The following is a 12,382-nucleotide window of genomic DNA, read 5'->3' as shown; positions in this document are numbered from 1 at the left end:
GGAGTTACGCACGAATACTCAAGAAACCGGGTTTTTTACCGACATAAAAAGCTAAATTCCCTGTATTTTTGTACTGGAATTGTGCACAGATAGTCAATCGATTTTAGATTTGAGATTTGAGATTTGAGATTGAAGGATTGACCCCACGGATAAATTCGGGGGGCAAGTTTCATCGGATACAGGTTTTTTATTTATGGACGGATGAATCACGTGGCGGGTATCCTGGATGCTTTCGGTCAGAAACCGGGTTTTTTTCCGAAAATCCTTCGTTGTAGGTTACAGATTAGGTAAAAAACCCGGTTTCTTTGGGCTGATGCCTCCAGGGCTGTTATCTCTCAACCAATTTCCTCAAGTCCAATAAATTTTTACCCCCATCACCAACAATCAGCGGCAATTTCCCATCCCATTTTTCTATAGCCTGCCTTTCCAAAAGTTCGGGAGTCAAATTGTCCCGCAGCAACCTTTGCACTTCGGCTTCTCCCTTGGCTAAATTCACCTTAGCCTCAGCCTGTTTTACTGCCTTCAGCGCTAAAAACTCCCCTCTTTTTGCCTCCTGTTCGGCAATTTGTTTCGCCTCCACCGCCTCGCTAAACCGCTCAGAAAAGTGAACGTGTACTAAAGAAATATCGTCTACTGCAATGTGATATGTAACCAGCCTCAAGGTCAAAGAATCATCAACTGCGGCTTTAACTTCTCCCCGTTTAGTAATAATTTCTTCAGCCGTGTATTTGGCCATAACTGCTTTTAATACTTCTTCAACCGCCGGATCGATAATGCGAGCCACGACTTCCTTTTCGTCACCTATTTGTTGAAAAATAGCATTTGCTTCTTCTGGAATAATATGCCAGTTGAGCGCTACATCCGTGAAAACATCTTGCAAATCTTTTGAGGAAGCTTCAGCGGAACTTTCCTGTTTTTGCACCCTGACGCTCAACTTTTTTACAGTATAAACTGTGGGGACTATTACGTGAATTCCTTCTCCGAGTACCTGTTCTTGCACTTTACCAAACTGCATCAGCACGCCCCGTTCTCCAGCGTTGACTATGACAAAGAATTTGGACAAAATAGCTAAAAATACTATTACTATAGCTAGTTGAACAGCTCGGTAAAAATCCTTATTGTTTTTAGTGCTGGATTTGAGTGAGTCAACGTTACTGCTGGATTCTAAAACCATATTCCACCCCGATCGCGCTTAATTCAATGACTAATATTTATTTAGCAAATCTTCTATTTCCCTGCCACCAACAACTGTTCAAAATCCGCTGCCGCCAAAGGAGGACTGAACAAATATCCTTGCATTATATCGCACTTATAGCGCCAGAGAAAATCTTTTTCGGCTTCTGTTTCAACTCCTTCGGCAATTACCTCAAGACAGAGACTGTGCGCCATTTCAATAATAGCTTTCACAATTGCTGCATTGGTGCAACCATCGGTGATATTGCTGATAAAACAGCGGTCTATTTTTAAAGTATCGAAGGGGTATTGCGTCAGATAGCTTAAAGAAGAATACCCAGTTCCGAAATCATCAATAGATATAGAAACTCCCAAATTTTTCAATAGTTGCAAAGTAGCGATCGCACTTTCGGCATCTTCTACCATCAAACTTTCGGTCAGCTCTAATTCCAAACTGCTCGCTTGCAAACCAGTCTCTGCTAAAATTTGGGCAACTCTGCTGCTGAGATCCGGTTGGTGAAATTGGCGTGGCGACAGATTCACCGCTACCCGCAGCCCCGAAAAACCAGCCTTTTGCCAAACTTGTATTTGCTTGCAAGCTGTCTGCAAAACCCACTCCCCTAACTGTACAATGAAGCCAGTTTCTTCGGCAGCCGGAATAAATTCTGCGGGCGAAATCAGCCCTTTTTCTGGATGTACCCAGCGCACTAAAGCTTCTGCGCTCATAATCTTACCAGTGTGGACATTGACTTGCGGCTGATAGTAAACTTGGAATTCTTCTCGTTCCAGTGCGTCGCGCAAACTTATTTTTATCCGCTCTAATTTGTCGGTGGCATCTTGGATCAATTCGCTGCTTTGCGATCGCAAAGTATTGTACTGTTCGGCGAAAGCTTCTTGTTTTTTCAAGCGGCTCGATATCGCGCCCACAAGTTCAGCTTTAGTAAAAGGTTTAGTCAGGTAATCATCTGCTCCCAATTCCATACCTTGCCGCATTTCACAGCGATCGGCTTTACCCGTGAGAAAAACAAAAGGTACTGTAGCAGTAACAGGATTAGATCGCAAGGCCATCAGCACCCCATACCCGTCAAGTTCTGGCATCATCACGTCGCAAATAATCACGTCGGGAACATTTGACACCGCCGCATATAAACCTTGTGCTCCATTTTCTGCACCCGTCACGTCGAAACCTTCAGCTTTGAGGAGTTTGAGAATATTCTCCCGAATTACTTGCTGGTCCTCAATCACTAGAATCTTTTTCATACGTCATTCCCTGAAAGCGGTATAATTGATAGGCGTTACTGAACGCGATAAGCGTCCCAATAACTGAGAACGCACAGCTCGATCGACCAAACAGCGGAATATTTTCCGACACAAATAGCAAACACCTGAAAAACGCTAATTTTTCAAGCACAACTAGATTAATGTTTCTGTGCTTACTCAGTGCCGTCCGTATTATTACGAGGTTAATTGATAATCTCTCAACTAATTCTAGGCGATCGACAGTTAGCAGCGCCTTAAATAACTGCTAAACTAATTGTGCCGCCTGAACGATTGTCTGCAAACAATCTCAGCCTATTTATACCAGTTGCCAAAAACCATGCAACTGCAAGCAAGTTCCAAACCCTTGCATAGTCAGTCTTTTCCCCTTCTTCAATGTAAAATCTAAACTTTTAAATCTCAAATGGTATTACCTACTGGATTCCCTGAACCCGCACAGATTGGGGTGATAGAAGTTAAGCAATATCCTCAGTACCGCGCTGTCACCTACACCCACGCGGGCGATTTGCGACAAGCAACTGGCATCGCCTTCAATCCCTTATTTCAACACATCAGCAACAACCAAATTGCGATGACAACACCAGTAGAAGCGCGCTACACGGAAACTTCCGGGCAAATCGATGCGGTTCCCCAAGCAGAAGTTTCGTTCCTCTATCCCGCACCAAATATCGCCCCCAGTAGCGTTAACTCCGCTGTAGAAATCACGGATACTTCGCCGATGACGGTTGTCAGCATCGGCGTGCGCGGGGCCTACACTTGGGAAAGCTACGAAAATAACCTCCAGAAACTCAAAGATTGGCTTCAAGAACATCCTGAATACGAAATAGTCGGGCCGCCGCGTCGCTTTTTTTACAATTCCCCGATGACGCCGGAAGCAACTAAAATCAGCGAGGTACAAATTCCGATCAAGTGCCGCTGACGTGAACAACTAATTCGCGAATGTGACCCCGCTGGCGGTGTTCCCACAGGTAAATTCCCTGCCAAGTTCCTAACAGCAATCTGCCGCGATCGATCGGGATTTGTTCAGAAGTATGAGTCAGCGCAGTGCGAATGTGCGCCGGCATATCGTCTGGGCCTTCCGCATCGTGAATGTAGCGATCGTCCTCCGGTACCAGTTTAGCTAAAAAGTTAGCCAAATCCTTAAGTACATCCGGGTCAGCATTTTCTTGAATCACCAAACTAGCAGAAGTGTGGCGCAAAAATAAGCTACAAAGTCCTGTTTTAATACCTGAAGTCGCCACCGCATCTTCTATCTTAGGAGTGATTTTGGACAGAGATTTCCCGGTAGTTTGAATCTTGAGTATCTGTTGATAGTGATTCATTCGATTGTAGATTGTAGATTTTAGATTTTAGATTTTGGATGAGACTGATGCCAAACTCTTCTGTTGGCGGAGGTAGACTTTGTTTGTATAAGATCGATTTCTAATCGCACTTATGAAAAATAGTCTACAACAGCTTGGGCGATCGCCTCCGTACCATTTTTATCCAATTTATCCGACAAACAGGGGGGATGCAGCGGTTGTCGCAAAAACTCCCAATCCCCCTCAAAAAACTCCGTCGCCGTCACAATTTGATGTTCCGCATAATTTTGAAGCCATTCCAGCAACACCGCAGCTTCTGCAAAACCTTCTCTCATTATAGAAACAACAGGTATTTCCAAGCGCAAAGCTTCCGCAAAAGTGCTGTATCCCGGTTTAGAAACTAAGCGCCCGCAGACAGGCATAATATCAACCGGACGGGGTAAAATCGGGAGAGATTTTGCAAACTCCTGATTTTTGACTTTAATCAAATTCGGCAAATCGGGTGCTCCCGCATCAAAAGTAATAAATTGCCAGTCGCTAAATTGCTGTAAATTTTGATAAGGAATTTCCTCTAAACCCAATCCGCCGAAAGTCAACAATACAGTTTTTTCCAGCGGTGTTTCGATGCCGAATACTTCCCGAACTTTTTCGTTAGTGTAGCGAGGATTGCCGCCAGTCAAGCCCACATCTTGAATATTTGGGAAAGCTGGCATCGGTTCGTGCAAAGGAAGACGAAAAAGGCGATCGCACATCCCGAAACATTCACCAATCCAATCTGCCATTTCTACAAATTCCCCGCCCCAATCTCGATAGATAAAATCCCACCCAAAATTGCTCATCATCCAGCAAGGAACTCCAGCCGCTGCAGCCATTCGCGTTGCCAAAGGAGGAATATCTGCCAGCACCAAACCCACCCGATTTTGCTTGATAAAAGTAACTTCGCTGGCAATTAGGGAATTTTGCTTTTTCCGAATTTCCCGCAATTTTTCCAGCGTCGCATCTTTATCCATATTCAAACTGTCAGCTTGCACGACTCCGACATCAAAAGCGCGGGGACGGTGGATAAAGTCGCCCGTAATATAAGATTCTAGCAGCCAGCGAGGTGCTGTTGTTGTGATAATTAGTAAGATATCTGGATTTAATTCTTGAATTTTTGCAGCTACGGAGGAGACTCGGACAGCGTGCCCGAATCCGTGATTTGTGATGGCAATATATAATGTTGGTCGAGACATTGATAATAGGGAATGGGGGATTGGGAATTGGGCATCGGGCATCGGCCAAACAGGGAATTGGGAATTGGAGGTAGAGACTGGAAGGCAACAATGCCAAGCTTCAAGCGACGTACAATTAACAATGACACAATTAATAACTAATGGCTATCGAATATGCAAGAACTCATCAATCGCGCGCGCCCTCAGACCAAACAGGCAATTGATTAATCTTGTCCAGCGTTATATCTACATACTTTATACCGTCCGCTGCTAGATTTTCCCCAAAATATCCCTCATCGCCGTCATGCTTGTGAGGGCCGCTCAAAGCTGCTGCATAGCGGCCTTGCAAACGAGCTTGGTTGAAAGGAGAAGTCGCGTACCAGTACCAGCGACTCGGAAAAACTATGCCGCCAATATCCTCAATTGAATCGCGAGTGCCGCGAAAGTGGAAAATGCGATCGGCCTCTGCAAAACCATTTTCTCCCGAGAACACGCCCCCAACCGAAACAACCGTAATTTCTGCCTTCAGCCATTCTTTAAGATAGCGAGTAGCACCCAAAGCAACTTGTGCACCGCCGCTAGTGCCAATTAAAATAACTTTCAAAGGTTTTTGAGGATTAACTGTTATCGGAGATTGAGCATTCATGCGAGCGATAATTGCCTTAGCAATTCCCTGATTGTATGCAAAGCCGTAGCGATAATCTAGAGAAATTGCAAACCTCCAGAGATTGCGAATTTTGATGAATATATCCCCCGCAATCGGCCCTTTTTGTGCGTGTTCTGCAAACCGCCAAAAAGGAGCTAGCCAACGCTCTCCTCCTAAACTTTTGTTAGACGCTGAATAAGGAAAAACATCGCCCACTGCTACGCACTGCGGGTGACTTTTAACTAAACGCTTGAGAAAAAACTCTTCACCAGGGGTTAATTCATCCCCTGAAAAATCGCCAACTCCCGGTAAAAAGATGATATAACAATTGAGCTGCGAAGACTTGCGGGCTTCTAAATTGCCCTTGTTTGAGGGCAATATCTCCGGCGGATTTTTCTTGATACCAAAAGTTTCGGCACTTTGATTCAGCCACCATATAACAGTTCCCACCGGCGAAAGAAGGCCCCAAATTATCAGGATTACACCTGCGATGAGCAACAAATTTAAACTTCCCCCGCGCAGCCATGCAAGTATCCGTAAAATCAATCTTAGCATTTAATAAAATCTGGTATAATGCCAATTAATTACCTAATTACCTAGAAATAGTTCGGTGATTGTGCTGTATTAGAGCTTATTTTTTTAAAGTTGTCAACTATCTTGAGGAGCAGGAGTTCAACGTGAAGGGAGAAGATTCAATTGCAGGCTTGGGGGCAACCCTTTGGAACGCACTTTCATTGAACGGCAATTTTTACGAAAAAACTCCCTACACTCGCAGAACTAAGCGGATAGCTTTAACAATTGTAATTTTAGCTGCGCTGTCCCGCGTGTTGGGCAGTGCTGTCATTTTGTTAATCAATCGAACTGAGCTATCAGTGTTATTTTTAGCACTTTGGATAGATGGTTTGGCAGTCGCGGGGGGTTATTATTTTTGGACTTTCACTATCTTTAAAATCGGAGAGTGGCTGAAGCAGGGGCACGTAACTTATGGGGAGTTGTTGGTTCCGATCGGGTTTGCTTACGCGCCCCAAGTGCTGAATTTTTTAACGCTAATTCCCTTGCTGGGAGAAGGAATTGAGCGGATATTAGCTGTGTGGAGTTTGCTAGCTGTAATTGTGGCGGTTCGCCAAGGTTTGGATATTCAAACTCGCTGGGCGGTGTTCATTTGTTTTGTGGGTTGGCCGTTGATTCAAATTGCGATCGGCTTTGTGAAAGTAGTTGAACAGTTGCTTTCACGATGGCTTTAATTCATCAATACGGAAGGAAAATACTAACCTCGCTTCCCTCTCCGGGTTCCGACTTGCAAATTAGCTTTCCTCCATGTTGTTCTACCACAATTTGATAACTGATAGACAATCCCAAACCCGTCCCCTTACCTACCTCTTTAGTAGTAAAAAACGGGTCAAATATTTTACCCAATACCTCCGAACTCATCCCCACACCATTATCTACAATGCGAATTGCTACTTGATTTCCTTCGGCGACTTCAGTGCAAATCTGAATTGTCGAGTCAACTTCCCTCCCTCTTTTTTCGCGAGACAAAGCATCAATAGCATTAGTCAGTACATTCATAAATACCTGATTAATTTCTCCCGGATAGCAGTTCACTAAAGGCAAATTGCCGTACTCCTTGAGCACTTGAATATCAATTAATTTGTGATCCAAAATCATCAACGTGCTGTCGATACCTTCGTGGAGATTAACCCATTTTCTATCTGATTCATCTAGCCGAGAAAAGTTTCGCAGCGACAGCACGATATCGCGAACTCTCGCAGCACCAACTCTCATTGAATCTATCATTTTAGTGAAATCAGTCATCAAAAAATCTAAATCTATTTGCTCTGTTTCATTGACTATTTCTTGCACGGGATTTGGGTAATGATTTTGGTATAAACGTAGTAAATCTAGTAAGTTTTCAGCGTATTCATTGGTGTAATGTAAATTTCCATAAATAAAATTAATGGGGTTATTGATTTCGTGAGCAATTCCCCCGACGACTTGCCCTAAACTGGACATTTTTTCACTTTGAATTAGCTGCAATTGAGTGTGGCGGAGTTCTTCCAATGCAGTTTGCAATTTCTCAGTTCTTTGCGCTACTCGCGTTTCCAGAATAGTATAAAAACGGGCATTTTCTAGAGAAATAGCTGCTTGTGCAGACAATATTCCCAAAATTTCTAGCCTGTCGCTAGTAAAAGCACCTTTTGTTAAATTATTTTCTAAATAAAAAATTCCCGTAAGGTTGCCTTGATGGATAATCGGCAATACCAGGATAGATAGGGGTTTATTGGTGGCAATATACGGGTCAAATTGGAATTGATCGGATCGGGTAGCATCGTCTAAAACCAAGTATTGTTGGGTTCTTTCTACATAGTTAATTAAGGAAATGGGCAGAATCTCGGATTCGGCAATCGGGATAGATTGTAACAGAGTTACATCATTTAACTCACCTGTAACTCCAGCTTCTATGAATAATTCATTACCTGTCTTGGCAAGAAATAATACTTTTTGAGCGCCTGCGTTTTCCTTCACAAGCTGTACGAGTTTCTCTAGCAAACGGCTGAGGATAATTTCGCTCGAAACAGCTTGAGATGCTTTGACAACTGTTGGTAAATCCAGCATCAAGCTATTGTCAACAGTAGTGGTAGCAGTCATGAGATCAACATTTTTAGATATTGCTCCTTGATTGCGATCGACTAAATAATGATAACGGGATTCTAAGTATTTAACTTTGGCTGTAGCTCCCCAGCGGATGTAGGCATAATAAGCTTTTGTCAGATAAGCTCGAGCAATTATCTCTTTATCCAAAGATTGATAAAACTCTCCAGCTAATTCATATGCTAATGCTTCTTCTTGGATGTAACCGTTAGCAGCCGCTCCTTTAATAGCTAAGTCATAATAATCCATTGCTGCAAGTTTATCGCTAAAAATTCGAGCTTTCTCAGCTTCAACTAAGTCGTACTTGTGCTGATAATTCATGGGTGCATGGTAGGCCCACTTTTTCATAATTTGCTGGTTAGAGCTAACAATAGCTAAGTCTGCTTCTTGATTGTCACTGTCAGGATAGTTAGCCAGGAGGGCCAGCGAATAGTAGAAATTGTGTACCCCAACAGTGATTAAGCCGATCGCCCCATCTGCGTATTCTGCCGCTAATTTACCGCTGGCAACAGCCGGAGCATAATCTTTAAGTAAATAAAGCAGCATCAATTTAGCAACATAAGCTGCAAACAGCGACATTCGATTATTTTCTTGCTGCCAACGCGAAATCACAGCAGGTTCATCCAACCTGCCGCTAACTAATCGTACTTGCTCTGCTGTTTGGCTTCTTAAGCTTGAAGCAGTTACTTGCCAAATTTGAGCATAACCTATGGCAAATTCGTGTTTATTTTTCAGTAAAAACTCCATATAAACGGTTTGTTTATCTTTGACATATTCTAGCGATTCCCCCACCAAAAATAAATTGGTAATATAGTGCTTGCAATTATAAATTGCCCATTCTAAATCGCCACTTTCGACACCAACTTTCATCCCTTCTAAAAATGAAGCAAGGGTATTTTTAGTAGACTCTTTCCAGATTCTTATATGACCATTAAACATTACATAAACCTTAGCTTTCTGTTGGCTAGCATTAAATTGTTCTAGCAGCTTTAAAGCGATTAATCCAGCGTAGTAGCCAGCTTCGATGTCTCCTTCGACGCCGCACAGCATCATTCCATAAAGAGTATAAGGAAAAGTAGCCAATGCTGAATGACCGCGCTCAATACAAAGATTGACCATAGTCAAGACGAGGGAGGAGACAATTTCTGGTTTGGCAATATAAGCAGGAGGATAGAGGGCTGTCAGGATTTCCATAGCTGCCAGTTGATAAGGATCTGTCATAACTGGCAGGTTCTCTAATTCCTCAATTCGCGGCAATTTTGGCACTGCAATAGTTGGACTGTCTAATAGGTTTATTCCCAGCATTTTCAGCACTTCTAGACCTGTTTCAACAGCTTGTAGCATCTGGCTTTGAGCCTGATAAAATATGATTTTTAGCTGATACACTTTTACTATGTCAAGTTGGTTTTTAGCGGATCGCAAAATCACTTCCGCCAAATTTTCTGCTTGCTCGAAATTGCTGTTTAAATATTCCGCTTCCAGCGTCTCTACATACAACCGCAGCGTCATGCTATAGTTACGATCCCAGCTATCAGGTGCTAATAACGACTTTCCCGCGTTTAAATACTTAACAGCGGGTTCGTAAGCATTAGCTACTTTTGCCTTATGTCCAGCAATTAAATTTAATCCGGCTAATTCATCTTTTTCTGATTGCAGGCTCAGACAATCAATTCCTACATTCAACTGGTTGATAATATCAAAAATTTTCTCTTCTACTTTATCGGCGGGCGTATTTTCCAACAGCAATTTACCGATGCTAAGATGAGTGGCTTTCTTTTCATCATCAGGAATCAGCGAATATGCAGCTTGCTGGACGCGATCGTGCAAAAATTTATAGCTGATTCGCGAAGAATCGAAAGTTAAATTAGCTCCTGCTTCTCCCTCTAAAAATAAAGGAATGAGGTAACTCTCATTCAAGGGAAGTATTAACCCCGCTTGCAAAGCATCCCAGAGTTCAGTCGCAGTGACTGATGGAGATTTTGCGTTGACAGTAGAGAGAACATCTAAAGTGAATTTGTCCCCAACACAAGCCGCCAATTTCAAAACTTGTTGTGTAGTCTCAGGCAATTGTTGAATCCGACTGGCTACCAGTTCAACTACACTCTTATCTATGATGCCAATAGCGTGAATATCCTCAATGTTCCACTGCCACTGCCCTTTTATTCCGGGAGACAGCAGCGGGGGAAAGTCAAATCTCAAAAGTTTTTCTTGATAAAGAGTGTTGAGCAGTTGCGTCAAGAAAAAAGGATTCCCACCACTCTTATTCCAAATTAACTCCGCTAAAGGTTGAATTCTTTCTGCGTCATTCAATGTCTCAGAAATTAACTCAGTCACCTGGGCTAAAGAAAGAGGTTCCAGCACTAAATTCTTGATAATAATCCCGGTTTCTTGAAGGCACTCTACTGTTTGCCGTAAAGGATGTGTATAGCTAACTTCATGGTCTCGATAGGCTCCAATTAATAGTAAATATTTGCTATCTGGGTCAGTCGCCAGCAATTCCATTAATTTCAAGGTTGCTGAATCTGACCACTGCAAGTCATCGATAAATATGACTAAGGGATGCTCTTTTCGCGCGAATACGTGGATAAATTCTTTGAATAGCCTGTTAAAGCGGTTTTGTGCTTCTGTGGGGGGAAGTTCCGCAACTGCAGGCTGTTTGCCAATTACCAATTCTAGTTCGGGAATCACGTCAATAATTACTTGTCCGGCATCGCCTAGTGCGGCTAAAAGTTTATCTTGCCAATCTTGTAATTTTTTGATGTTTTCCGTAAGTAACTGCTGGATCAAAGATTGAAAAGCTTGAATTAAAGATGCGTAAGGTATATTCCGCTTGAATTGATCAAATTTACCGGAAATAAAATAACCCCGCTGTTTAGTGATGGGTTTTTGAATTTCGCTAACTACGGCTGATTTGCCTATACCTGCATAACCAGACACTAGGATCAGTTCAATTTGGGAAGGGGAAGAATTTTCTTCGCCATGATTAGCTACACGTTCAAATGCTGCCAATAGTTCGCTGACTTGTGTTTCCCGACCGTACAATTTTTGAGGAATCAACAACTGACTCAATATATCTAAGTTTCCGGGCGTAAAATCGACTATCTTGCCTGTAGTTTCTAACTGATATAAACAAATTTCTAAATCGGCTAACAAGCCACCTGCTGTTTGATATCTATCTTCGGCATTTTTTGCCAGTAATTTCATCACAATTTGTGAAATTGCTGGTGGAATGTCGGAATTAATTTGCTCCGGTAAAATTGCTTGAGAAGCTATGTGACTGTAAACTATTTCTAAAGGGTCGTTGCTCATAAATGGCAATTGACCAGTCAGCATTTCATATAAAGTGATTCCTACAGAATAAAAGTCTGTGCGGTAGTCGAGGGTGCGGTTCATTCTCCCGGTTTGTTCGGGAGACATATAAGCAAAAGTACCGACTATAGAGTTAATATTATTAATTTGGGGATTTTCTTTGGACAATCGTGAAGCAATCCCGAAATCTGTCAGTTTAATAATTCCTGTTGCGCTGTGGATGATGATATTGCTCGGCTTAATATCTTTGTGAATAATTTTCTGAAGGTGCAGATATTCTAAGGCTTTTATGAGTTGGATGCCAAACCTCAAACAGGTGATGACTTCGAGCTTTTGTCTGGACATGAGGCGATCGAGAGATTCGCCCTCAAAGTCTTCTAAAAGCAAGCCCAGACGGTTGTCAAAGGTTTCTAGGCTAAGGACTTTAACTAGGCCCGGATGGTCTAAATGTTGGCGAATGCGATACTCGTGCTTGATCCGGGTAATTGCATCGAGGGTGGGATATTCAGCTTTCAGGATTTTGAGTACGGTTGTATCCTGGTGGGTGGGGATTTTTCCTCGATAAATAATCGTTTCGATACCTTCGTGGAGAGTGGAGTGGATTTGGTATTGCGAGAGAAATTGCATGGAGTTCTGCTGAGAGTTGAAAATATATCTAATTCTAGTCGCTGTTCGCTGTTGACTGTTGGCTGACGGCACGACCACTATCAACCGTCAAAAGTCTTGACAGGGCAACAGTTATATGCTTAATTCAACCATGTACTTAGGCAAAGAAAAATCAAGCTTTATTTGCTCGAACAAGAATACAATTT

General features: G+C 42.7%; 9 protein-coding genes. 3 read left to right on the top strand and 6 right to left on the bottom strand.

Going from position 1 to position 12,382, the window contains the following annotated elements:
- Positions 1–328: 328 nt before the first annotated feature.
- Together QUA16_RS08270 and QUA16_RS08265 are read right to left on the bottom strand one after the other, a co-directional pair.
- Positions 329–1,174 carry a prohibitin family protein gene (locus QUA16_RS08270; protein WP_333102703.1) on the bottom strand — a complete coding sequence of 282 codons (846 nt, stop codon included), beginning with the start codon at positions 1,172–1,174 and terminating at the stop codon, positions 329–331.
- Positions 1,175–1,227: 53 nt separating this feature from the next.
- Positions 1,228–2,433 (bottom strand): EAL domain-containing response regulator, encoded by a 1,206-nt coding sequence (locus tag QUA16_RS08265; protein WP_333102702.1) that lies wholly within the window; start codon positions 2,431–2,433, stop codon positions 1,228–1,230.
- A gap of 421 nt (positions 2,434–2,854) precedes the next feature.
- Here QUA16_RS08265 and QUA16_RS08260 point away from each other — a divergent pair, with 421 nt between their 5' ends.
- Positions 2,855–3,370 carry a heme-binding protein gene (locus QUA16_RS08260; protein WP_333102701.1) on the top strand — a complete coding sequence of 172 codons (516 nt, stop codon included), beginning with the start codon at positions 2,855–2,857 and terminating at the stop codon, positions 3,368–3,370.
- On the opposite strand, the gene QUA16_RS08255 is transcribed toward QUA16_RS08260, so the two are convergent.
- Both QUA16_RS08255 and QUA16_RS08250 read right to left on the bottom strand, forming a co-directional pair.
- Positions 3,357–3,773 (bottom strand): secondary thiamine-phosphate synthase enzyme YjbQ, encoded by a 417-nt coding sequence (locus QUA16_RS08255; protein WP_333102699.1) that lies wholly within the window; start codon positions 3,771–3,773, stop codon positions 3,357–3,359. The genes QUA16_RS08260 and QUA16_RS08255 overlap by 14 nt on opposite strands.
- A gap of 110 nt (positions 3,774–3,883) precedes the next feature.
- Entirely contained in the window at positions 3,884–4,984 is a 1,101-nt protein-coding gene (locus QUA16_RS08250) for a glycosyl transferase (RefSeq protein WP_333102698.1), read from the bottom strand.
- A 12-nt stretch (positions 4,985–4,996) separates the two neighbouring features.
- On the opposite strand from QUA16_RS08250, the gene QUA16_RS08245 reads away from it, so the two are divergent.
- Positions 4,997–5,125 carry a hypothetical protein gene (locus QUA16_RS08245; protein WP_333181090.1) on the top strand — a complete coding sequence of 43 codons (129 nt, stop codon included), beginning with the start codon at positions 4,997–4,999 and terminating at the stop codon, positions 5,123–5,125.
- A gap of 25 nt (positions 5,126–5,150) precedes the next feature.
- On the opposite strand, the gene QUA16_RS08240 is transcribed toward QUA16_RS08245, so the two are convergent.
- Positions 5,151–6,164: a hypothetical protein gene (locus QUA16_RS08240; protein WP_333102697.1), complete on the bottom strand. Its 1,014-nt coding sequence runs from the start codon at positions 6,162–6,164 to the stop codon at positions 5,151–5,153.
- Positions 6,165–6,286: 122 nt separating this feature from the next.
- Between QUA16_RS08240 and QUA16_RS08235 the strand changes: the two genes are divergently transcribed.
- Entirely contained in the window at positions 6,287–6,853 is a 567-nt protein-coding gene (locus QUA16_RS08235; RefSeq protein ID WP_333102696.1) for a hypothetical protein, read from the top strand.
- Between the two features lie 4 nt (positions 6,854–6,857).
- On the opposite strand, the gene QUA16_RS08230 is transcribed toward QUA16_RS08235, so the two are convergent.
- Entirely contained in the window at positions 6,858–12,197 is a 5,340-nt protein-coding gene (locus QUA16_RS08230) for an AAA family ATPase (RefSeq protein WP_333102695.1), read from the bottom strand.
- Between the last annotated feature and the right edge of the window lie 185 nt (positions 12,198–12,382).

This window comes from Microcoleus sp. S13_C3, from assembly GCF_036700905.1.
In the GTDB taxonomy this organism is placed as follows: domain Bacteria; phylum Cyanobacteriota; class Cyanobacteriia; order Cyanobacteriales; family Microcoleaceae; genus Microcoleus.
The sequence above is the reverse complement of the archived record's forward strand: the minus strand, read 5'-3'. Positions and strand labels throughout refer to the sequence as shown.

What these genes read in the sequence shown, in the direction of transcription:
- QUA16_RS08265 (WP_333102702.1), bottom strand. Translation starts at nt 2,433, where the DNA reads ATGAAAAAGATTCTAGTGATTGAGGACCAGCAAGTAATTCGGGAGAAT.
- QUA16_RS08260 (WP_333102701.1), top strand. Translation starts at nt 2,855, where the DNA reads ATGGTATTACCTACTGGATTCCCTGAACCCGCACAGATTGGGGTGATA.
- QUA16_RS08255 (WP_333102699.1), bottom strand. Translation starts at nt 3,773, where the DNA reads ATGAATCACTATCAACAGATACTCAAGATTCAAACTACCGGGAAATCT.
- QUA16_RS08270 (WP_333102703.1), bottom strand. Translation starts at nt 1,174, where the DNA reads ATGGTTTTAGAATCCAGCAGTAACGTTGACTCACTCAAATCCAGCACT.
- QUA16_RS08250 (WP_333102698.1), bottom strand. Translation starts at nt 4,984, where the DNA reads ATGTCTCGACCAACATTATATATTGCCATCACAAATCACGGATTCGGG.
- QUA16_RS08230 (WP_333102695.1), bottom strand. Translation starts at nt 12,197, where the DNA reads ATGCAATTTCTCTCGCAATACCAAATCCACTCCACTCTCCACGAAGGT.
- QUA16_RS08240 (WP_333102697.1), bottom strand. Translation starts at nt 6,164, where the DNA reads ATGCTAAGATTGATTTTACGGATACTTGCATGGCTGCGCGGGGGAAGT.
- QUA16_RS08245 (WP_333181090.1), top strand. Translation starts at nt 4,997, where the DNA reads ATGGGGGATTGGGAATTGGGCATCGGGCATCGGCCAAACAGGGAATTG.